Source organism: Paraburkholderia sp. IW21, from assembly GCF_041321145.1.
GTDB lineage: Bacteria > Pseudomonadota > Gammaproteobacteria > Burkholderiales > Burkholderiaceae > Paraburkholderia.
In genome coordinates, this window is the sequence record NZ_JBGGWA010000007.1 from 348,192 (window position 1) to 370,542 (window position 22,351).

The 22,351-nt window shown below is 62.7% G+C and carries 19 protein-coding genes; 11 read left to right on the top strand and 8 right to left on the bottom strand.

The genetic code is table 11. From position 1 onward, the window contains the following. Positions 1-377: 377 nt before the first annotated feature. A complete protein-coding gene (locus ACAX43_RS19185; RefSeq protein ID WP_370709989.1) occupies positions 378-1,469 on the top strand; it encodes a porin in 1,092 nt (363 codons plus the stop codon). Positions 1,470-1,570: 101 nt separating this feature from the next. Here the strand turns inward: ACAX43_RS19185 and ACAX43_RS19190 are convergent, their stop codons facing one another. Further along, the gene (locus tag ACAX43_RS19190) at positions 1,571-2,338 is read right to left on the bottom strand and encodes a class II aldolase/adducin family protein (RefSeq protein WP_370709990.1); all 768 of its coding nucleotides are present in this window, start codon (positions 2,336-2,338) and stop codon (positions 1,571-1,573) included. Between the two features lie 574 nt (positions 2,339-2,912). Between ACAX43_RS19190 and ACAX43_RS19195 the strand changes: the two genes are divergently transcribed. The 5 genes from ACAX43_RS19195 to ACAX43_RS19215 all read left to right on the top strand — a co-directional run bounded on the left by ACAX43_RS19195 (position 2,913) and on the right by ACAX43_RS19215 (position 7,502). Further along, complete coding sequence (locus ACAX43_RS19195; protein WP_370710041.1) at positions 2,913-3,776, top strand: branched-chain amino acid ABC transporter permease; 864 nt, start codon at positions 2,913-2,915, stop codon at positions 3,774-3,776. A gap of 8 nt (positions 3,777-3,784) precedes the next feature. Beyond that, positions 3,785-4,795: a branched-chain amino acid ABC transporter permease gene (locus ACAX43_RS19200; protein ID WP_370709991.1), complete on the top strand. Its 1,011-nt coding sequence runs from the start codon at positions 3,785-3,787 to the stop codon at positions 4,793-4,795. Further along, positions 4,788-5,552 (top strand): ABC transporter ATP-binding protein, encoded by a 765-nt coding sequence (locus ACAX43_RS19205; RefSeq protein WP_370709992.1) that lies wholly within the window; start codon positions 4,788-4,790, stop codon positions 5,550-5,552. Before ACAX43_RS19200 ends, ACAX43_RS19205 begins: the two co-directional genes overlap by 8 nt. After that, positions 5,539-6,246 carry an ABC transporter ATP-binding protein gene (locus tag ACAX43_RS19210; protein WP_370709993.1) on the top strand — a complete coding sequence of 236 codons (708 nt, stop codon included), beginning with the start codon at positions 5,539-5,541 and terminating at the stop codon, positions 6,244-6,246. The genes ACAX43_RS19205 and ACAX43_RS19210 overlap by 14 nt, the downstream gene beginning before the upstream one ends. A gap of 68 nt (positions 6,247-6,314) precedes the next feature. Beyond that, positions 6,315-7,502, top strand: a complete 1,188-nt coding sequence (locus ACAX43_RS19215; protein WP_370709994.1) for an ABC transporter substrate-binding protein — start codon at positions 6,315-6,317, stop codon at positions 7,500-7,502. Between the two features lie 162 nt (positions 7,503-7,664). Here the strand turns inward: ACAX43_RS19215 and ACAX43_RS19220 are convergent, their stop codons facing one another. From ACAX43_RS19220 to ACAX43_RS19235, 4 genes are all read right to left on the bottom strand, one after another. Next, on the bottom strand, positions 7,665-9,221 hold the full coding sequence (locus ACAX43_RS19220; RefSeq protein WP_370709995.1) for a class I adenylate-forming enzyme family protein: 1,557 nt from the start codon (positions 9,219-9,221) through the stop codon (positions 7,665-7,667). Further along, positions 9,218-10,927, bottom strand: coding sequence for a long-chain fatty acid--CoA ligase (locus tag ACAX43_RS19225; protein ID WP_370709996.1), 1,710 nt, complete (start codon positions 10,925-10,927; stop codon positions 9,218-9,220). Before ACAX43_RS19225 ends, ACAX43_RS19220 begins: the two co-directional genes overlap by 4 nt. Positions 10,928-11,056: 129 nt before the next feature. Next, positions 11,057-12,283, bottom strand: coding sequence for an acyl-CoA dehydrogenase family protein (locus ACAX43_RS19230; protein WP_370709997.1), 1,227 nt, complete (start codon positions 12,281-12,283; stop codon positions 11,057-11,059). Between the two features lie 79 nt (positions 12,284-12,362). Then, positions 12,363-13,136 (bottom strand): SDR family oxidoreductase, encoded by a 774-nt coding sequence (locus ACAX43_RS19235; protein ID WP_370709998.1) that lies wholly within the window; start codon positions 13,134-13,136, stop codon positions 12,363-12,365. 265 nt (positions 13,137-13,401) lie between these two features. Here ACAX43_RS19235 and ACAX43_RS19240 point away from each other — a divergent pair, with 265 nt between their 5' ends. Further along, complete coding sequence (locus ACAX43_RS19240; RefSeq protein WP_370709999.1) at positions 13,402-15,207, top strand: acyl-CoA dehydrogenase; 1,806 nt, start codon at positions 13,402-13,404, stop codon at positions 15,205-15,207. Positions 15,208-15,226: 19 nt separating this feature from the next. On the opposite strand, the gene ACAX43_RS19245 is transcribed toward ACAX43_RS19240, so the two are convergent. Next, on the bottom strand, positions 15,227-16,120 hold the full coding sequence (locus ACAX43_RS19245; protein ID WP_370710000.1) for an IclR family transcriptional regulator: 894 nt from the start codon (positions 16,118-16,120) through the stop codon (positions 15,227-15,229). A 393-nt stretch (positions 16,121-16,513) separates the two neighbouring features. Between ACAX43_RS19245 and ACAX43_RS19250 the strand changes: the two genes are divergently transcribed. Further along, entirely contained in the window at positions 16,514-16,879 is a 366-nt protein-coding gene (locus ACAX43_RS19250) for a BON domain-containing protein (RefSeq protein ID WP_370710001.1), read from the top strand. A gap of 96 nt (positions 16,880-16,975) precedes the next feature. Here the strand turns inward: ACAX43_RS19250 and ACAX43_RS19255 are convergent, their stop codons facing one another. Further along, a complete protein-coding gene (locus tag ACAX43_RS19255; RefSeq protein ID WP_370710002.1) occupies positions 16,976-17,545 on the bottom strand; it encodes a helix-turn-helix domain-containing protein in 570 nt (189 codons plus the stop codon). A 212-nt stretch (positions 17,546-17,757) separates the two neighbouring features. Between ACAX43_RS19255 and ACAX43_RS19260 the strand changes: the two genes are divergently transcribed. The 3 genes from ACAX43_RS19260 (at position 17,758) to ACAX43_RS19270 (ending at position 21,083) form a co-directional block, all read left to right on the top strand. After that, complete coding sequence (locus tag ACAX43_RS19260; protein ID WP_370710003.1) at positions 17,758-19,149, top strand: LLM class flavin-dependent oxidoreductase; 1,392 nt, start codon at positions 17,758-17,760, stop codon at positions 19,147-19,149. A gap of 74 nt (positions 19,150-19,223) precedes the next feature. Further along, positions 19,224-19,829, top strand: a complete 606-nt coding sequence (locus ACAX43_RS19265) for a flavin reductase (protein WP_370710004.1) — start codon at positions 19,224-19,226, stop codon at positions 19,827-19,829. A gap of 9 nt (positions 19,830-19,838) precedes the next feature. Beyond that, complete coding sequence (locus ACAX43_RS19270) at positions 19,839-21,083, top strand: nitrate/nitrite transporter (protein ID WP_370710005.1); 1,245 nt, start codon at positions 19,839-19,841, stop codon at positions 21,081-21,083. Between the two features lie 116 nt (positions 21,084-21,199). Here the strand turns inward: ACAX43_RS19270 and ACAX43_RS19275 are convergent, their stop codons facing one another. Then, positions 21,200-22,348, bottom strand: a complete 1,149-nt coding sequence (locus ACAX43_RS19275) for a DUF1501 domain-containing protein (protein ID WP_370710006.1) — start codon at positions 22,346-22,348, stop codon at positions 21,200-21,202. Positions 22,349-22,351: the final 3 nt, after the last annotated feature.

Here is a 22,351-nt window from a genome sequence, read left to right on the forward strand (position 1 = left end):
AGCCTTACAGAACAAATCAAGCACCCTCCCCCCGCCAGGTGTTTTCCCTATTTTGGACTGCATTGCAGGCCAACCGAGCGATTTCCCCCGTTGACACAGAACGAACGATCGTGCCAAATTGCGCCTGCATCCTGTGCGCAAGCACGCGATCAATGAGCTTTTAGTAGCGCGAGCGGCCTCAGCGATCAGGAGACACCCGGCAGGCAACCGGACTCAAGGCGCGGACCAGCAGACCCCATATTTCGCATGCCTTATCAGATTGCGAAGGCGTGTTATCGCCCGTTCAAATCGCATCGCGCAACAAATCGCCAGAACCTTGCAGCACAAGCATTACTTCGCCAGTTCAATTGATTCCAATAAACAAGGAGACACGAAGCATGCCGGCAAGTCATCGCAATCGGTTTGGAGCCATTCTCGGATTAGTGGGTGCGTGCGCACTGGGCGCGACCCAGAGCGCCTATGCGCAAAGCAGTGTCACGCTGTACGGCATCGTCGACGGTTCCCTCCTCTACACCAGCAAAACGCTTAATCCGAAGACCGGCCAGAGCGCAGGTCAACAATACTCGTTCACCGACAGCGGTCTCTCCGGTTCACGCTTCGGCATGCGCGGCTCGGAAGATCTCGGCGGCAGCGTGCGCGCGATCTTCGAACTCGAAAGCGGCATCAGCATTGCCAACGGCTCGCTCAGCAATTCGAACGGCAACGAGTTCGGCCGGCAGGCATGGGTCGGCATCGACAGCCGCTTCGGTACGGTCAAGGCCGGCTTGCAGTTCTCGCCCTTCTTCCTCGCGGTGTACGACTTCGATCCGCGCGAGATGTCGTATTTCGGCAGCGGCCTCATCACGTACCTGAACAACGTCTATGTGACCGGCCTGTTCAACCCGAACGGCATTTCGTACACGTCGCCGGAAATCGCCGGCTTGCAAGCCAGCGCGATGATGGCGTTAGGCGGCACAGCCGGCGCTTTTCAGGCGGGCCGTCAGTACTCGGCGAGCCTGCGCTATCACCTCGGCGGCCTGACGGTCGACGCGGCGCTCTACAGCGGCAATGCGGGCGGCAGCGCTGCGACGATCGCGATACCGAGCGCGATCGCCTTCAACGGCCGCGCGCTCGGCGCCAGTTACGTCTTCAACAACCTGACCGTGAAGGCTTCCTACGTGCAGTACAAGGTGGCGGGGTCGTTCAACGATCGTGTCTACTCAGGCGGCGCCCGCTATCGCATCACACCGGCGCTGAACGTCGACGCGGGCGTGTGGGTCACGCGCGACGGGATCAACTCGTCGAACAATTCGGTGTTGGCGTCCACCGGCGTGGAGTATTCGCTGTCGAAGGCCACTGCGGTGTATGGACAAGTCGGTTTCGTGACCAATCACGGCGCGATGCACACCGGACTATCCGTCAACAATGCACTGGACGAAGCCACCGGCACGACGACCGGCGTCAACGTCGGCGTCCGGCACGTGTTCTAACGGCGCCCGTTGGGCAAAGCCGGCGCGCTGCATGCGCGGAGCGCCGGCATCTTGCGCGCGGTTGATGAGGTTGGACGACGCATAGCCGCCCGCATTGCAGCCTACAGGTCGTAGCCGGGATTGCGCCGGGTCAGACGCCGCAGCAGGCCGGGCCACACCAGATTGGCGCCCTTGCCTTTGCTGACTTGACGCGCCTGCTCGTCCATCGTCTCGATGACCGACTGCGGCACTTCGATCAGCTTGCCGCCCGCTTGCGCGAGGATCTGAATACGGCATGAGGTTTCGAACAGATACATTGCCTGAAACGCTTCGGCAACCGTGCGTCCACAGGTCAGCAGACCGTGATTGCGCAGCATCATGTAATTGGCGTTGCCGAGATCGGCGACCAACGTCGCCTTCTCCGCATCGCGCAGCGCGACGCCTTCATAGTCGTGGTAAGCGAGATTCGTCAACACGAAACCCGATTGCTGCGACAACGGCAACAAACCATCCTCTTGCGCCGCGACTGCGACGCCATAGGCCGTATGCGTGTGCAGCACGCAATTCACGTTGGGCCGCGCATCATGCACGGCGCTATGAATTACGAAGCCGGCGGGATTCACGTCGAACGGGGTCGGCATGACGGGATGTCCCTCATGATCCACCTTGACCAGACTCGACGCGGTGATTTCCTCGAAGAACAGGCCATACGGGTTGATCAGAAACTGGTGTTCATGGCCTGGCACGCGCGCTGAAATATGCGTGAACACGAGGTCGTCCCAACCGAACAAGGCCACCAACCGGTACGCGGCGGCGAGGTCGACGCGGACCTGCCACTCTTCCGGAGACACCATCTGACGAACGCTGGGGATATCGAGTGCGGAGTTCATGGGCGGGGCACCTTGAGAAAGCGCGAAGCATCATGTTGGCAGCCGCTTCGCGAAGCACACGCATCGAAATGTGGCGAGTGCGTCAACGGCCGATTGAATTTCTGCATTGCAGAATACTGGCGCGTACAAAGCAATGTCAAGCCTACTCCCCCTTCTTCGCCAACACTCGGCGCATGCGCGATCGACCGATCGGCAATCCAGGGCTGAATGCAAGTAACCGCGCGGCTCGCGCGCGATGAGTGTACGGTTGCCAAAACGGGTGGGTCAATCGCGCGAGCCATCTAAGTGACTTCCCTAGTAATCTGCAATGCAGAACAATCAAATGGAAAAACCTATTGACGAAAAGCGAACGCCCGTGCCAAATTTCTCCCGCGCCATCGCACGTCGCATCTCGTAGTCCGCGCCGTTGCGCTGCGTTTTAAACTGTCGACATCGTCGCCACCGTCGACAACCCTCGCCTGATTCGGGCAGTAGCGGTTGTCCCGTCCGCAGTCAGGCATCCGGCGATGCGTCCCCAGAAGTCTGGTGTGACGATTGCGCCGCGTGCCCAGTTGGAGGGTGTAAAAGCGTGGATATGTTTTTGCAGCAGGTCCTCAACGGGCTAACCCTGGGCGGCGTCTATAGCCTTGTCGCGCTCGGACTCACCCTGGTCTACGGCATTCTCGCGGTGCCGAATTTCGCCCACGGCGCGTTCTACATGGTCGGCGCGTTCGTCTCGTTCTATCTGATGAGCCGGCTCGGCTGGAATTACTGGCTCGCGATGATCGGCTCCGGCGTCGCGGTCGCGGTACTCGCGATCCTCGCCGACCGGCTGGTGTTCCATCCGCTGCGCAAGTCGTCCGAATTGCACCCCATGATCGCCGCGATCGGCCTCCTGCTGTTTCTCGAAGCCGGCGCGCAGGCGATCTGGGGCGCCGACTTTCATCGCATGGCGACGCCTTACGTCGGCATCATCGATCTGGGCGGCGTGACCGCGCCGTTGCAGCGCCTGCTGATCATCGGCGCGGCGTTCGGGTTGGTGGTGTTGCTGCAACTCTTCCTCAAATACACGGTGATCGGCTCGAGCATCATCGCGATGGCGCAGGACCGCGAGGGCGCCTCGCTGATGGGCATCGACGCCAACAGGGTCACGATGCTGACCTTCGGTATTTCAGGCCTCCTCGCCGCCGTGGCCGCCACGCTGTATGCGCCGATCAATCTCGTCTATCCGGCCATGGGCCAACTGGTGATCCTGAAGGCCTTCGTCATCATCATTCTCGGCGGCATGGGCAGCGTGCCGGGCGCAATCGTGGGCGGGCTGATCATCGGCATGGCGGAAAGCTTCGGCGCCTTCTACATCTCGACCGACTACAAGGACATTATCGCCTTCGTGCTGCTGGTGGTGATTCTGTCGGTCCGTCCTCAGGGGCTGTTCACCAGGGAACTGCGCGCATCGTGAAATTAACCATGAAATTATTCGAGGGCAAGCTGGGGTGGACGCTGCTGTTCGTGCTCGGTCTCGTGTTTCCGTTTCTGGCCACCAACGATTACATGCTCACCGTCATGTCCACCGCGTACATCTTCGCGCTGGCCACTGTCGGGCTGAATCTGATCACCGGCTACACGGGACAATTCAATCTTGCGCACGGCAGCTTCATGGCGGTGGGCGCCTACACGGTCGGCATTCTGACGGTCGATCATCAGGTACCGTTCTGGCTTGCGTTCCTCGCATCGGGTGTAGTCGTGGCGGTGCTGGGCGTGTTGGTCGGCCTCCTGTCGCTGCGTCTGCGCGGCCATTACTTTTCGATCTTCACGCTGTGCGTCGGCTACATCATGTTTCTCGTCATCGAGAAATGGGACAGCCTCACGCATGGCGTCACGGACATCGTTGGCATCCCGGCGCCGTCGGGCTTCGGCATCGTCTCGTTTGAAAATCCGCGGCCGCTCTATTACCTGGTGTTCGCGTTTCTGGTGCTCGGCGTGTGGCTGATGCATCGCATCGTCAACTCCCTGCTCGGCCGGACCTTCATGGCGATCCGCAATAGCGACGGCCTCGCGCAGTCGCTCGGTATCAACCTGATGCGCAACAAGGTGCTGGCCTTTGTCCTCTCGGTCGTCTATGCGGGATTCGCGGGTGGCCTGTATGCGGGCGCCGTGCGCTTTCTCGGACCGGACCTGGCCGGCGTCGAGCATACCTTCGACATGACGATGTACATGCTGGTGGGCGGTATCGGCACCCTCGCCGGTCCGCTGCTCGGCGCGCTCGCCGTTCCATGGCTCACGCAGTACCTGCAGTTTTTGCAGGAATACCGCTTTGTCGTGTTCGGCCCGATCCTGATTCTGCTGGTGATCTTTCTGCCGAACGGCATTGTCGGTTTGTATCAGGCGAGAAAGACCCGGCGCGCGACACGTGCGATGCCGAACGGCGGCAGGGTCGCGCGTCAGTCACAGCCCACGCGCGGAGACCGTCATGCTTGAAATCGACTCGCTCTGCAAACGCTTCGGCGGCCTCGTCGCGGTAGACGACGTCAGCACGCATATCGAAGCCGGCAAGATCAATGCGATCATCGGGCCGAACGGCGCGGGCAAGACCACCTTCTTCAATCTGATCAGCGGCACCCATTTGCCGACGTCTGGACGCATCCTTTTCAAAGGCCAGGACGTGACAAGGATGAGCGCCGACCAGATGGCGCGCCTCGGCGTCGCGCGCACGTTTCAATCCACCGCGCTATTCGACCGGGCCAGCGTGCTGGACAATCTGATCGTCGGCCATCGGCTGCGCACGCGCTCTGGCCTGTGGGACGTGCTGACGCATTCATCCAGGCTCAAACGGGAAGAACGCATCTGCCGCGAGAAAGCGCGCGAGGCCTTGGACTTCGTCGGCTTATCGGCGATTGCCGAGCGGATGGCCGGCGACATCTCGCAGGAGGAACGCAAACGTGCGGCTGTGGCTCTCGCGCTTTCCACTGAGCCGAGCCTGATGCTACTCGACGAGCCCGCGGGCGGCGTGAATCCCGAAGAGACCGAAGGCCTCGCCGAACTGATTCGCAAGCTTGTGAAACACGGTGTGACGGTATGCCTTGTCGAACACAAGATGAACATGATCATGAAGCTCGCCGACCGCATCATGGTGCTGAACTACGGCAAGAAAATCGCCGAAGGCACGCCCGCCGAGATTCGCGCGAACCCGGCCGTGATCGACGCTTACCTTGGGAGCGAGCATGCTGAAGTTTGAAAACGTCGCACTCGACTACGGCAGTTTCCGCGCACTGGACGGCATCACCCTGCATGCGGACGACGGCGAACTGGTCGTGCTGCTCGGCGCCAACGGTGCGGGCAAGAGTTCGATTTTTCTCGCGACGAGCGGCCTGCGCCGCGCCGCGAGCGGCAGCCTGCGCCTCGGCACACGCGAGCTGCTTGGCATGACGCCCGCGCAGATCGTGCGCAACGGCGTGATTCAGTGCCCCGAGGGCCGCAAGCTGTTTCCGGGCATGTCGGTGCTGAAGAACCTCACGCTCGGCGCCTATGTGCATCGGGGCGACAAGGCCGGCAATCAGCGCAATCTCGACCAGGTGTTCTCGCTGTTCCCGCTTCTTGCCGAACGCAAGGAGCATCCGGCAGGCTCGCTTTCAGGCGGCCAGCAGCAGATGGTGGCGATTGGCCGCGCGATGATGGCACGGCCCAAGGTGCTGCTGCTCGATGAACCGTCGCTCGGCCTCGCGCCGCTGGTCGTCAAGCAGGTGTTCGAGGTGATCCAGCAGATCAATCGCGCGGGCACGACGGTGCTGCTCGCCGAACAGAACGCGTTTGCGGCGCTGAAAATCGCGCACCGCGCCTATGTGATCGAGAGCGGCCGTATCGTGCTCGAAGGCGATCACGCGAGTCTGATGAACAACGAAGCGATCCGGCGCGCTTACGTCGGCGGTTGAACGAATTTGATGCACTGCCGGGCGCAGTTCGAGCCCCGGCACATTTTATAAATCCAAAGGAGACACGTATGACAATCAAACGCTTGTGCGGCAAAGCCGGCGTATATGCGGCAGTCGCCACGACCGCGCTGCTCGGCGCCGGCACCGCGATGGCGCAGCAGGTGGTGCATATCGGCTACTCGGGCCCATTGAGCGGCGGTGCGGCGAAGTACGGCCAGGAAGTACTCGAAGGCATGCAGATGGCCGCCGCCGACGTCAATCAGGCCGGCATCGAAGTGGCGGGCAAGAAGATCAAGCTCGAGATCGTGCCCCTCGACGACAAGTACAACCCCGCCGAAACCGCGATCAACGCGCGACGCCTCGCGCAGGAACAGCAGGCCGCCGTGGTGCTCGTGCCGCATTCGGGCGGTGGCTTCGCGGTGCAGACCAGCAACGAGCAGCAGAAACTACTGCTGCTCTCGTACACCAGCGTGCCGCAGATCAGCGCGCGCGGCAACAAGCTCACCGTGCGGATTCCGCCTGAATTCACGTCGTATCTGAACGCATTCATCAAGTACGAAATGGCGACGTACGGCAAGAAGGTCGCGCTCGCCGCGACCGACACCGACTACGGCAAGGTCTGGGTCGCCGCATTCAAACCTGCGTGGCAAGCGGCCGGCGGCACGATCGTCGCGGACAATTCAATGTCGTATAACCGCGCCACCGATTTCTATAGCGGCGTGAGCCGTGTGCTCGCGGCCAAACCGGACGTGATGTTTATCGGCGGCCCGTCCGAGCCGACCGGTCTGATCGCGCAGCAGGCGCGCGAGTTGGGCTTCAAGGGCGGCTTCATCGTGATGGATCAGGCCAAGCTCGACGAAGTGGCCAAGGTCACCGGCGGCTACGCGCCGCTGAACGGTGCGATCGGCGTATTGCCGCTGGCCAACGATGTCACACCGAATGCGAAAGCCTTCGTGGAGCGCTTCCGAAAGAGCCATGACGGGCGCGATCCAAGCCAGGAGGTAGCGCTGAACTACACCGCGGTCTATGCGACTGCAATCGCAATGAAACTGGCCGGCAGCGTCAGCGACGCAACCGCAATCCGCAATCAGTTCGATAAGGCCGTGAAGGCGCTCCCGCCACAGGCTAATCCGCAAAGCGTGACAGGTGTCGACGAACGCGGCGGCTTCGTGATCGGCAACCCGCTTGCAGCGGTGGTTCAGGGTGGGCAGTTGAAGGCGGTGGGGTTGAATTCGCTGGCGACGGCGGCGAAGTAACGACGTGATATAGGCAAAAAAAGGCGCCGTGATTTTCGCGGCGCCTTTCTCGTTGTCGAAGATGGCATCCCTGCCGCCTTCTGATTACCCCTTCAACGCCTCGATAATCTGCGTACGCACTTCCGGCCACTCCGCACACGGATGAGGCGTCTCTACACCTCGTCAACGCCCAGCGGGATAGAACTGCTCGCGCAATTCCCGTTTCAGCACCTTGCCGATTGGGCTGCGCGGCAATGCGTCCATGAAGGTCAGCGCGGAGAGCCGCTGCATCTTGCCGAGCCGCGCGTTGACCCAGGCGAGCAGCTTGTCGGCGTCGATTTCTGCAAGCGGGCGGCGCACCACGAACGCAACCGGCGTCTCGCCCCACTGCGCCGACTTCGCACCCACCACGGCGACATCCGCAACGTCCGGGTGCGCGCGCAGTTCAGCCTCCAGGTCGCTCGGATAGACGTTGAAGCCGCCCGAAATGATCATGTCCTTCTTGCGGTCGAGCAGCGTCAAGAAACCGTCTGCGTCGAAGCGGCCCATGTCGCCCGTGCGGATGAAGCGCTTGCCGCTTGGGTCGTACCACTCCGCCTCGGCGGTTTTGTCCGGTTGCCGGTAGTAGCCGGTCATCATCGCCGGCGAGTGGCCGACGATTTCCCCGACCTCGCCCGCCGGCACCTCGTTGCCGAGTTCGTCGATCAGGCGGATATCGTGGCCTTCAATCGGCTTGCCGACCGTGTGCAGCTTGGTGGGGAATTCGTCGGCCTCCAACTGGCACGAGCCCCCGCCTTCGGTCATGCCGTAGTACTCGGTGAGCTTGCCCGGCCAGCGCCGCACCACGTCCGCCTTCACGCTGGCCGCGAACGGCGCGCTGGTGCAGAACTTGGCCTGGAAGCCGGAGAGGTCGTAACGGTCGAAGTCCGGATGCGCCATCAAGCGCTGATACTGGACCGGCACGAGCATCGTATGTGTGACGCGGTAGCGCTGCGCGAGCTCCAGATAACGCGTGGCGTCGAACTTCGGCATCAACACGACCGTGCCGCCGAAGGTCAGCGTCGGCATGAAGCTCACGAGCGTCGTGTTCGAATATAACGGGGTGGAGATCAGCGTCAAGGCGTCAGGGCCATAGCCACGCTGAATACTGCGCACCGCGTAGGCCCAACGCATGCCGTGCGACTGCACGATGCCTTTTGGCGTGCCCGTCGTGCCGGACGAATAGATGATATTGAACGGCCACGCCGGATCGATCGTTATGGCTTCAGGCGCAGCGCCCGTGGGCGCGAGCCAAGCTTCGAGTGCGGTGCTTCCTGCGTGCATATCGAGCGCGACGGGGACTGCGCTGATCTCGCTGGCTACTGGTTCGAGGAGACGCTTGACGTCCGCATCGAGGAATAGCAACCGCGCACCAGAATTGCCGATCATGCTGACGAGACTCGCCGCGCTCGACGACGGCGCAAGCGGCGCAACCGCGGCCCCAGCCCGCAGGCCGCCGAGAAACGCCACGGCGTATTCCACCGAAGCGGCCGCGCATAACGCAATCGCATCGCAAGGCTTGATGCCGTCGCGCTGCAACGCAGCGGCAAAGCGATCGACTCGCGCGTCCAGCGCGGCGTAAGTCACGACCTCATCGTCGCAGATCAACGCGGCGTGCGAGCCGCGTTCCCTGGCAAAGCGGTGCAGCATGTCGGTAATGCAGACGAACGGTTCGTCCAGTAATGCGTCAAGCCATGTCATGGCGTGGTGCCTCCGTTGCTCGCCGCGGCAGCGGCCGTGCGCGCCGCATCCTCTTCCTGCAACTTGCGCCACAGAATCTTGCCGCTGCCTGACTTCGGCAACGACGCGACGAACTCGACGATGCGCGGCGCCTTGTAAGATGCCATCTGCTCATGCGCCCAGTCGATGATCTCCTGCTCGCTGATCGTGCCGGCGTGCGCCGCAGCAGGCACCACCAGCGCTTTCACGGTTTCGCCGCGCTTCTCGTCTTTCACGCCGATCACGCACACCTCGTGTATCGCCGGATGCCGGTACATCAGCGCCTCGACCTCCGCGGGCCAGACCTTGTAGCCCGACGCATTGATCATGCGCTTGAGGCGATCGGTCATGAAGAAATACCCCTCCTCGTCGATATGACCGAGGTCGCCGGTACGCAGAAAACGCTTTCCGTCGAGTTGGATAAACGCTTCTTCGGTACCCTTCGGATTGCGCCAGTAGCCTTGCATCACCTGCGGTGCGTTCACAACGATCTCGCCGGTTTCGCCTTGCGGGAGTTCCTGCAACGTGACCGGATCGATCACGCGCGAATCCACGTCGAACACCGGAATGCCCAGGCATTGGGGCTTTGGCCGATGCGGTGGATTGATGTGCGTGCCGGCAATCGTCTCGGACATGCCGTAACCTTCGACGTAATCGAGGCCCGTCAGCGACTTGAGCTTTCTGGCAATGGCGTCCGGCATCGCCGCGCCGCCGCCGCGCGCACCCGTCAGGCTCGACAAATCGTATTCGCCGAGCTTCGGATTCGACAGAAAGTCGACCATCATCGCCGTGATCGACTGCCACGCGGTCACGCGATATTTCTGCATGCATAGCGCCGCCGCCTCGCGATCCCAGCGTGGCAACACGACGATCGTTGCGGCAGAGAAGACCGCGCTGTTCATGCCGCCCTGCATGCCGGTCACGTGAAAGAACGGCAATACCGATAGATAGACGCCATCCGCCGGCGCCGAAAACCACACGCAGCCGCCGAGCAGCGTGCTCATCACGCTGCGATGCGTATGCATGCAGCCCTTCGGCTTGCCGGTAGTACCGGACGTGTAGGGCATCACGCACAGATCGTCCGGACCGGTGGTCAGCGGACCCGGTGCGATGCGCCGTTCGAGCACGTCGCACCAGGGCGTGACGCCGGGAATATCGAAGGATTTGCGCGGCGCGGACACGAATTCCGGTACCGCAATCGGCGACGGCCGCTTCAGATAATCGCTATAGGTCACGACGATCGCGTGCTCGAGACCCTGACCAGGCTCTTTACCGATCAGCGGCTCGACGTTCGCAAACAGGCATTGCGGCGCGATGATCGTCGTCGCCCCACTGTCTTCTACATAATGAGCCAACTCACCGCTCATGTTCATCGGATTGACCGGCACGACTACGGCGTTCGCACGCAAGATCCCGTAGTAAGCAATGATCCATTGCGGGCTGTTCTGCATGTAAAGCAGCACGCGGTCGCCTGCCTTGACGTGGCACGCCTGCTGAAGGAATCCCGCGATGCACTCGGCTTCGTCCTTGAACTCGCGGAACGTGACCGGCGTGTCGTAGAAGACGATGAACGGCTTGTCGGGAAAGCGCGCCGCCGCCACCTCGGCGTTATAGAAAATGTTGGTTTCGGGCAGCGTCAGATGCTTTGGCACTTGCGGCGGCCAATGGGGATGATGGCGTTCGTTCATAGGCGTCTCCTGCCTGACTGACTGTCTGTCTGTGCGCGTCTCACACTCATGGTGCGCGCTTCGTTCACATCCGCCGCGAGGCAGACGCGCATGGCTAATGAATCAGGGCCTTCGTAGGCTCAATAAACATCATGAATTCCCGAGGTAGCGCCCGAGTTCCATCTTCGCGATGGCGTTACGGTGCACTTCGTCGGGCCCATCCGCGAAACGCAGCGTGCGCGAACTCGCATATGCCCGCGCGAGGCCGAAGTCGTCGCTGACCGCGCCGCCGCCATGCACCTGCATCGCCCAATCGATCACCTGGCACGCCATGCTCGGCGCAGCCACTTTGATCATGGCGATTTCCTGACGCGCGTCCTTGTTGCCGACCGTATCCATCTTGTGGGCCGCGTTCAGCACCAGAAAGCGCGTCTGGTCGATCATGATGCGCGCATTCGCGATCCGCTCGCGCGTGACGCCCTGATCGGCGATTGGCCGGCCGAACGCCACACGTTCCAGCGAGCGGCGGCACATCGCCTCGAGCGCGCGCTCGGCGCGCCCGATCAAACGCATGCAGTGATGGATGCGGCCCGGTCCGAGCCGCCCTTGCGCGATCTCGAAGCCGCGGCCCTCGCCGAGCAGCATGTTGCCGGCCGGCACGCGCACGTTCTCGAAGGCGATTTCGGCGTGACCGTGCGGAGCGTCGTCATAGCCGAATACCGGCAGATGGCGCAGCACTTTCACGCCAGGCGTGTCCATCGGCACCAGAATCATCGACTGCTGCTGATGCCGGTTCGTGTGATCCGGATTGGACTTGCCCATGAAGATGAGAATCTTGCAGCGCGGATCGTTGGCGCCCGAGGTCCACCATTTGCGGCCGTTCAAAATGTACTCGTCGCCGTCGCGTTCGATGCGCGCCTCGATATTGGTCGCGTCCGAGGACGCCACGTCCGGCTCCGTCATCGCAAACGCCGAGCGGATCGTGCCGTCGAGCAGCGGCAGCAGCCATTGTTGTTGCTGCTCGGGCGTGGCGTATCGCACCAGCGTTTCCATGTTGCCGGTGTCCGGCGCGGAGCAGTTGAACGGCTCCGCACCGATATGCGAGCGCCCCATGATTTCGCACAGCGGCGCGTATTCGAGGTTCGTGAGCCCGGCGCCATATTTAGACTCGGGCAGGAACAGGTTCCACAAGCCGGCGGCCTTCGCCTTTTCTTTCAATTCCTCGATCACCGGAGCGGGCTGCCACCGGTTGCCCGATTCGCGCGCGGCGTCCATCTGCGTTTCGAAGATCGCCTCGGCTGGATAGACATACTCGTCCATGAATGCGTTCAGGCGCTTCTGCAAACTCTTGACCTTGTCCGAGTGCTGAAAATCCATGCGGCGTCTCCTTGTTATGTGCGTGAGTACGTGAGCGAAGCGCGGCAATACCGCCGCGCTCCACCTCGAACCCGGTCAATCAGACAATGATCGAGCCGCCATCCACCGCGAAATGCTGGCCCGTGATGTGACGCGACGCTTCACTCGCGAGGAACACGACCGGACCCTTCAGGTCCTCGTCGCCGCCCAGACGCTGCAATGGCGTGCGTGAGACGATCGTGTCTTCGAGCTTATCGAGCAACCCCGCCGACATTTTCGATGGGAAAAAGCCCGGGCAGATCGCGTTGACGTTGATGTTGTACTTGCCCCACTCCGAGGCGAGCGCGCGCGTGAAGTTGATCGCGGCGGCCTTGGACGTGTTGTACGCAATCGTGTTCATGCCGGGCGGCGAACCCTTCAGGCCTGCTACCGAAGCGATATTGATGATCTTGCCGGCACGGCGCGGGATCATGCTGCGCTTGCCGACTTCGCGCGCAAGGAAGAACGGCGCGTTGACGTTCAGGTTCATGACCTTGTGCCACGCTTCGTCGGGATAATCTTCGGCGGGTGCGCCCCATGTCGCGCCCGCGTTGTTCACGAGAATATCGATCTGGCCATGCAGGCCGAGCACGTCGTCCACCAGACCGGGAATACCCTCGAAGCGCTGCAGATCGTTCACGATGGTCTGCACCTCGATCCCCCGGCCTTGCAGATGGGTTTTCGCTTCGGCGAGTTCGTCGGCCTTGCGCGCGGTGATCGCCACGCGGCAACCCATTTCTCCCAGCGCCTCGGCCATCTGCAAGCCGAGCCCGCGAGAGCCTCCGGTGATCAGTGCAACCTTGCCGTCCAGTTGAAACAGGTCTTTCACAGACATTACGACGCTCCTCCAAGTTGTTCTGCTATGCAGACTTTTATTCCAGATTTTGGTGACCATCATACGTGCCGAAATTCGGCCTGTAAATAAAAGCACGCTCATTCACTTTCAATATAAACTGACACGCATCGTCGATGGGCGGATCATCGGGACTTACCCGAATGCCGCACTTTTCAATCGAGCCGCTCTCATACGTTTTGCGCGTTTTCGTGTTTGCCGCGCATCTGTTCTGCATAGCGGCTCAACTTTTGACGGGCTTTTTCCCATGCAAGATGCGCTGATCATCAACTCGCGTGATCTGGAGTTCCAGCTGTTCGAAGTGCTCGAGGCCGAGACGCTCACGCAGCGCACGCGCCATGCCGACCATAGCCGCGAGACCTTCAACGCAGCGCTCGAAACCGCTCATGCGGTTGCCGCCGAAAAGTTCGCCACGCACAACCGTCTCTCGGACGAACACGAGCCGCAATTCGACGGTCAACGCGTGACGATGCCCGCCGAGGTCAAGGAAGCGCTCGACGCGTTCCGCTCCGCCGGTTTCCTCGCCGCGGGCAAAGACTATGAATGGGGCGGCATGCAATTGCCTTCGGTGATTTCCTTTGCATGCCTGTCGCTCTTCAAAAGCGCCAACATCGCCACCTCGTCTTACGCGATGCTCACCACGGCGAATGCGAACGTCATCGAACGTTTCGGCAGCGCCGCGCAAAAGCGCAAGTATCTGCAGGCGCTATTCGAAGGCCGCGCGTTCGGCACGATGGCGCTGACCGAGCCGCAAGCGGGCTCGAGCCTCTCCGATCTCGTCACCAGTGCGACGCCCAACGAAGACGGCACCTATTCGATCCGCGGCAACAAGATTTTCATTTCGGGCGGCGATCACGAGTTGAGCGAGAACATCGTCCACCTGGTACTGGCGCGTATTCCTGGCGGGCCGCCGGGCGTCAAGGGCATCTCGCTCTTCACGGTGCCGAAGTTTCACGTCAACGACGACGGCAGCTTGGGCGCGCGCAATGACGTCGCGCTCGCGGGGCTGATCCACAAGATGGGCTGGCGCGGCACGACGTCGACGATGCTGTCGTTCGGCGAGCGCGGCGAATGCATCGGCGAGCTGGTGGGCGAACCGCATCACGGCCTCGCCTACATGTTCCACATGATGAACGAAGCGCGCATCGGCGTCGGCCTCGGTGCGGTCATGCTCGGCTATCGCGGCTATCTGGCGTCGCTCGATTACGCGCGCGAACGGCCGCAAGGGCGCCGCCCGGATAACAAGAACCCGCTCGATCCGCAACTGCCGCTGATCGAACATGCCGACGTGCGCCGCATGCTGCTCGCACAAAAGGCCTATGTGGAAGGCGCATACGCGCTATGCCTGTACGCGGCGCGCCTCGTCGACGAACAGAACACCGGCGGGAGCGACACGGCGCGCGCCGAAGCGGGCCTGCTGCTCGATCTGCTGACGCCGGTGGTGAAGTCGTGGCCGTCGCAGTGGTGCCTCGAAGCGAATAGCCTGGCGATTCAGATTCACGGCGGCTACGGCTATACGCGTGAATATCCGGTCGAGCAGTTCTACCGCGACAATCGCCTGAACATGATTCACGAAGGTACGCACGGCATCCAGGCGCTCGATCTGCTCGGCCGCAAAGTGGTCATGAAACAGGGCGCCGCGCTCAAGCAACTGGAGCGCGAAATACAACGCAGTAACGATTCAGCGCGCGCTCACCCGGCCCTGCAAGCGTATGCCGATGCGCTAGGCGCGGCATGGCGTGACTTGTCCGGCACGGTCGAGGCGTTACTGCCCACGCTTGCTAACGAGAGCGAACGCGTGCTCGCCAATGCGAACGCTTTTCTCGAAGCATTCGGACATATCGTGATTGCGTGGACGTGGTTGCGGCAAGCGATCGTGGCGAGTGCCGCGTTACCCGCGGCGAAGAGCGAAGCCGATCGTGACTTCTATCGTGGCAAGCTGCATGCGTGCCAGTGGTTCTTCCGTTGGGAATTGCCGCGCGTTTCGCTGATGCTTGCAACGCTGCGCGGTCTCGACGATACGACGCTCAGCATGGCGCCGCAGTGGTTCTGAGGAGTTCCGCGCACTGCCCTCAATGCGACAGCGCACTTTCGAGTTGCATCACCGCGTCGATCAACCGTGGGCGCACTTCCTCGAGCAGGAATTCCTTCGAGAGCTTGAATGAAGGCCCGCCGACATTGATCGCCATGATCGGCAGTTCGCCGCCTGGCTGGAACGCGCGGGCGATGCCGTTTACGTCTTTCTGCCAGTCGCCGAACGAGGTCGTGACGCCCAGCGTGCGGTAATCGTCGAGCGCCTTCTCGATACCGCGACGGGTTTTCGGCCACGCCACGTGATCGAGCTCGCGCACCTGTTCCATGAAGCTGAGGCGATCATGTTCAGGGATCGCCGCGAGCCACGCGCGGCCGATTGCGGAGGTGGCGACCGGAATACGCGAGCCGACCTCCAATGTCAGCGTGAGCGCCACCGAGCCCCGGCAATTTTCCACGTAGATCATGGAGAGCCGGTCACGGGTGCCCAGCGATACTGTTGCGCCGGAGATGTCGGCCAATTCCTGCATCACCGGACGGGCGATCTTGCGCACATCGAGCCGCGCCAGCATCGCGCTGCCCAGCGCAAGCGAAGCCGTGCCAAGCCGGTATTTACCGCTCTCCTTCAGATGGATCAGATAGCCGAGCAGTGTGAGCGTATGGGTCAGGCGCGATACCGTCGATTTCGGCAGATTGCAGCGCAGGGCAAGTTCCTGATTGCTCAGCGATTTGTCGCCCGAGCGAAAACACGCGAGCACTTCGAGCCCGCGCGCGAGTGCCGTGACGAAGTGCCGGTCGTCCTGGTGCGCCTCGTGCGCCGTCCGGGTAGCGACGACCGTATGCGGCCTCGCGGATGCCGCTGGTTTTTGCGCCGCTTCATCGGCGCCGGGGCCGTCGACCGGATTATCGATCGGGCTGTGATTGGATTTGCTCAAAATGAAAACGCGCTCCCGCGAAACGACACCCTCTGAAGGACGCACCGTGACCCGGCTCGAGGGTGATCCGGGCTGCGGAATTATAGTCTGATCTGCTCGGATTTCTTCTTTCGGTGCTGCCGCGTTCACGGCGACATGTCGGCGGAAAAACTTGATAATCGAAACCGCCATGACAGGCGAATCGCGCAACCGGCGGCACTGCGGTCTGGTCAGTTTTTTCAACACTAGCGCGTTTGCTGGAGTATTGTTTAAGCGCGCTGGGAGCTTCACAACGTCGCGCTTCTACAAGCTTCTACAAGACAGGGGACTCCATGCGGGCGGTGAAGTGCTCGCAGGCGCGTGGTTTTTTGCATGCAGCGATGCGAATTCAACTTTTCGAGGAGTGGAGAAAACGTGAAAACAGTCAATCTTTTGAAGGCGCTCGGCATTGCGTTGTGTGTAGCGACTGCGTCCAGCGCTTATGCCCAGTCGAGCGACGCGATGGCCTCGGGCAGCATGGCGGCGCCGGGTGCCAATCCTAAAGCCACGAGGAAGGTGGACCGCAAATTGGGTCTGGATGTGCGCAGGGCTTTGGCAAAAGCACAGGGTTTCGATGTGTCGAACGTGTTTGTCCGGGCGCGCGGCGGCGCGGTAACGTTGACTGGATCGGTGCCGGATGGTGCGCAGATTCCGCAAGCGGAGGAAGTGGCGAAGGGTATTGCGGGCGTGAAGTCGGTGACCAACAAGCTGACGGTCGGTACGCAAGGCGGTGGGGGTTAATCGTCCACGGCACTTGACGAGTGACGACAGGCAGCGGCCGCTAGCGCCGCGAGGGCACACCGGCGGCGTTGCCTGTCGTCCTGGTATTTGAAACGCTCAGCGTCGAACCAGGCCGACGACATAACGACACACCCCCTCCCCGCCGTTGAAGAACTCACACTCCACCGGCGCGCCAAGCTGCAGGCAATCCCCTTCCTCAAGCCGGTAGACCTGCTTGCCTTCACGAAAGGTCAATACCCCTCTCGTCACCCAGATCTGCTGATGCTGAAACACAAATGCATCCGACGGATAAGGCACCCTCACGCCCACGGGCAACTCGATCTCAAGTAACTCGAGCACCCCGCCGGTAGGCGGCGAAATCCGCCGCCGCGTATAACCCGTCTCCGGGTCCTGCCAGATCATCTGCTCCGCACGCCGCGCCAATCGCTCGCCCGTCTGCTCGGCGAGCGCCAGCAACGTGGACAACGTCAACCCGAATGCCCCCGAAAGACGTCCAAGCACCGTCGCGGTCGGACTCGCCTCGCCACGTTCGATCTTGCTGATCATCGCTTTCGATACGCCCGAGCGCTCCGCCAATTCGCTCAGCGACCAGTTGCGCGCCTCGCGCTCAGTCTTCACGCGCGAAGAGATTGCCTGGGTCAGATCGATAGCAGCGGATTCGGACATGGAAAGATCGAAATCGATTAAAAGTGAGCAACGCGAAATTATATTGAGGCGGCACAGGCCAGCCTCGCCGACCATTAAAGGGCAAAATCAATGTCTTGCATAGTGATTTTTTGTCCACTATATTATACGAACGATCGCGACGCAGCCCTGCAGCACGGTGCGCGACTCGAACGCCCGCCGTCAACATTCGTCCACCTCAGCCGGAATACACCATGCCGAAGGAAATTGTTCTTAACGCTTTTGACATGAACTGCGTCGGCCACATCCAGCAAGGCTTGTGGACCCACCCGCGCGATCAGTCCGCCCGCTATACCGATCTTCAATACTGGACGGACTATGCCCGCACGCTGGAGGCGGGTCTGTTCGACGGCATCTTTTTCGCGGATGTGGCGGGCGTCTACGACGTCTACGGCGGCAACCCCGATGCGGCGCTTCGCGGGGCCGTGCAGGTGCCGGTGAACGACCCGACGCTGTTGATTCCGGCCATGGCCGCGGTCACGCGTCATCTGTCGTTTGGCGTCACGTCCAATCTCACGGTCGAGCAGCCCTATCTATTCGCGCGGCGCATGTCGACGCTCGATCATCTGACGCGCGGACGGGTCGGCTGGAACATCGTCACGGGCTATCTGGACAGCGCGTCACGCGCGATCGGCCTGACCGGGCAAATGGCGCACGACGATCGTTACGACCTCGCCGACGAATACATGGAACTCGTCTACAAACTGTGGGAATGCAGCTGGGAAGACGGCGCGGTGCTGCGCGATAAAGCACAAGGCATCTACGCGGACGCGTCGAAAGTCCACGTGATCCATCATCACGGCAAGCAGTATCGCGTGGACGCCATGCATCTGAGCGAGCCGTCGCCGCAGCGCACGCCGGTGCTCTATCAGGCAGGCTCGTCGGCGCGCGGCAAACAGTTCGCCGCGGCGCACGCGGAGTGCGTGTTCGTCAACGGGCAAGCCCGGCCCGCCGTGAAGGCCATCGTCGACGACATTCGCGCTCACGCCGTGGCACGTGGCCGTCGCGCGGACGAGATCAAGGTACTGCTCGGGCAAACCGTCATCACGGCCCGCACGGATCAGGAAGCGCAGGAGAAATACGCCGAATACCAGAAGTATGTCAGTTCAGAGGCGGCGCTCGTGCATGCGGCGGCGTCGCTCGGCATCGACTTCGCGCGCTACGACCTCGACGAACCGATCGAAACCGGCAAGAGCCAGGCCATCGTTTCGAACGTCGAAGCCATGACGCTCGCGGCCGGCCCGCAATGGACCAAACGCAAGCTGCTGGAACAGATGGTGCTCGGCAGCCGCCAGGCGCCGCTCGTCGGCTCGGCTGAGCGTGTGGCGAGCGAACTCATCGCGTGGACCGAAGAAAGCGGCGTGGATGGTTTTAATCTGTCGCGGACCGTCGCGCCGGAGTGCTTCGAGGATTTCATCGAACTGGTGGTGCCGATTCTGCAGGAACGTGGCGCCTATAAGCATGCGTATCGCGACGGCACGTTGCGCGAGAAGCTGTTCGGTCATGCGCGTCTGCCGGCGAACCACACGGCGGCCCAATTTCGCTCGCCGGCGTGCGCGGCGGCTCCTGATGACGCTGCGCGCTGACACCGTCATGCACGTTTCGAGTTCGTACCGCGCGGCCGCGGCACGGCGATTTTTCCGCAGAGGCGCATATTTCCATGCTTGACAAGAGCACCTTCCGCGACGCAATGGCCGGACTCGGCGCCGCCGTCAACATCATCACCAGCGACGGTTCTGCCGGCCTCGCGGGCTGCACGGCTTCAGCGGTATGCGGGGTCACGGACGAGCCGCCTACCCTGCTTGTCTGCATCAATCGCAGCAGCCGCAATAACGCGGCCTTCCGCGAAAACGGCGCGCTCTGCGTCAATGTACTAAGCGCGGAACAGCAAGCGCTCGCGGCGCATTTCGCCACGGGTTCGCTGCCCATCGCGGAGCGTTTCGCCGCCGCGCAATGGGATACGCTCGTGACGGGCGCGCCGGTCCTGCATGGCGCGCTTGCTTCGCTCGACTGCGAGATCGAATCGGTGAGCGAAGTCGGCACGCATACGGTGTTCTTTTGCGCGGTGAAGGCCGCGCATACGCATCATGGCGGCGATGCGCTGATCTATTACGGCCGCAATTATCATCGGGTCGGTGCGAAGTCCGTGCATGCCATTCACGCCGCGCAAGCCAGCGCCGTCGCTACTGAGTCGGCTACTCGGCCACCTACCGCACCCGCCACTGATTCCACCTCCGAATCCGCTGCTGCATCCGTCGCGCAATAAACGGCCCGCATGAAAGACCCCTCGGCAAGCCCACTTCGACGGCCCCATGCGACGGCCGGCAAGACGCGTTCGCTCGTCATTCTCCTGCTGTGCCAGGTCGGCGCGATGAGCGTGTGGTTTTCATCGTCGGCGGTCGTGGCGATCGTCAAGCAGGCGCAAGGCGTCTCCGCATTGCAAGCAACCTTGCTGACGAGCGCGGTGCAGGCAGGTTTCGTCGCGGGGACGGTGACGAGCGCGCTCCTGTCGCTCGCCGACCGCTTCGATCCGCGGCGGCTCTTCATGCTGAGCGCGCTGACGGCAGGCGCGGCCACCGCCTGTCTCGTGTTTCTCTCGCCTGCCAGCCCTGTCGCGATCGGATTGCGGCTCGTCACCGGCATCTGCATGGCAGGCATCTATCCGGTCGGCATGCGGCTCGCGGCGACGTGGGCGAAAGGCGACCTCGGCTTGTTGATCGGACTGCTGGTCGGCGCCCTGACGTTCGGCTCCGCGAGCCCGCATCTGCTGGCCGCGCTCGGCGGTTCGAGCTGGCGCGCGATCTATGGAATCTCAGCATGCTGCGCGCTGCTGGCGGGCGTCGCGATCCTGCTGTGCGGTGTCGGTCCGAACATGGCGCGCGCGACGCGCATCGAATGGTCCGCACTGGCCGGGGCCTGGCGCAATCCGGCGTTGCGGCTGGCGAACCTCGGTTATCTCGGCCATATGTGGGAGTTGTATGCCATGTGGGCGTGGCTCGCCGTGTTCCTGCAAGCGAGCTTCGCGGCAGCCGGCATGCAGCAGCCCCGCGTGGCCGCCGAATGGCTGACTTTCGGTGCGGTCGCGGCCGGTGCGATCGGCGCGTGGCTCGGCGGCGTGCTGGCGGACCGCCTCGGCCGCACGACTGTGACGATCGGCGCCATGGCCGTGAGCGGCGCGTGTGCCGCGCTGATGGGCTGGTTGCTCGGCGCGCCGGTGTGGCTGGTCGCTTGCGTCGCGCTGTGCTGGGGCGTGTCGGTCATCGCCGATTCCGCGCAGTTCTCGGCAAGCATCGCGGAACTGGCCGAGCCCGCCTCAATCGGCACGTTGCTCACCGCGCAAACCTGCGCGGGGTTTCTGCTGACGCTGGTGAGCATTCATCTGGTGCCCGACGTCGTCGCGCTGGCCGGGTGGCGTGGCGCTTTCAGCATGCTCGCAATCGGGCCGATTCTCGGCTGTATCGCGATGGCGCGGCTGCGGCGCATGCCCGCCGCGCGACGGCTTGCAGGCGGCAAACGCTAACGGCATGTTGGCGGCCGCGCAGGATGCCATTGCATCGCCGTGCGAGACGCGATCAGCCCCACCCCGTGGCTTGGCTCCCGCGCCCAATGATGGCTTTGCCGGCGAGTTCGACACGGCTACGCACGCACGAGCCCCGTCATCGGCCGCATCGCCCCGGTCTGGCCGAACAGCGTGGCGGCCGTGCGTTGAGGATCGAGCCCGAGGCTTTCGCTCGCGGCGCCGGCGATCAACCCATCGAGCGACGTGGTCGGTTTCAGATCACGCGTTTCGTAAAGATCGCCGGGCCTCAAGCCGGGCCAATCGGCGACTACGCGTCCGCCCGCCACCGACCCGCCCAGCACCATCGCCACCGAGCCGGTGCCATGATCGGTGCCGCCCGTGCCGTTGGCGGCGGCGGTTCTGCCGAACTCCGTCGCCACCAGCACGGTGGTCTTGCTCCATAACGGACCCATGCCGTCGCGCAATGCCGCGAGCATCGTGTCGAGCGCTTTCAACTGATTGGCGAGGCGCGGGTTCTGCGCGCTGTGCGTGTCCCAGCCGCCGGTTTCGATCATCGCGATACGCGGGCCGTCGTCGCGTGCCAGAAAGCCGGCGGCGAGCTTGCCGAGGCTCGCCGGGTCCTGACGCGCACCGGCGTCGCCCGCGAGTCCGCGCGCGGTCATCGCCGATTCCCATAGCGGCCGCAATTGCGCATCCTGGTCGTACAGTTGCGCGACCCGCGTGAGCAGATCGTCGGGCGCCTGCGGTAACGCCGAGGGCGCGTACGACGTCACCGCCGCCTTGCCGCGCAGCGCCATCGGCACGGTCGGCGCAAAGGCGATCGCGTTCTCTCGCGTGGCGGGCAGCGACGCGACCAGCCGGTTCAGCCAGCCGTCCTTCAGCTGATAAGGCGAGGTGCCGCCGGTCTCCAGCACGTTCTGCCCGTCGAAGTGCGAACGGTCGCGGTACGGCGACGCCACCGCGTGTACGAACAGCGCCTGGCGATCCGCGTACATCGCGGCGGTTTGTGCCAGCGAGGGATGCAGCGCGAAGGTGCCGTCCAACCGGGTTGCGGTGGACGTATCGATTGTGAGCGCGCCGCGCAGTCTGGCGTAGGCGGGTTCGGCGTACGGCACGACGATGTTCAGGCCGTCGGCCGCACCGCGCTGGATCACGAACACGAAGCGGCGATCGGTTGCGACACTCGCGAAGGCGATCTGCGGCGACACGAGAATCGCGCCCACGCCAGCGGCGGCGACGCTCAAAAACTTGCGGCGTGAAAGCATGGC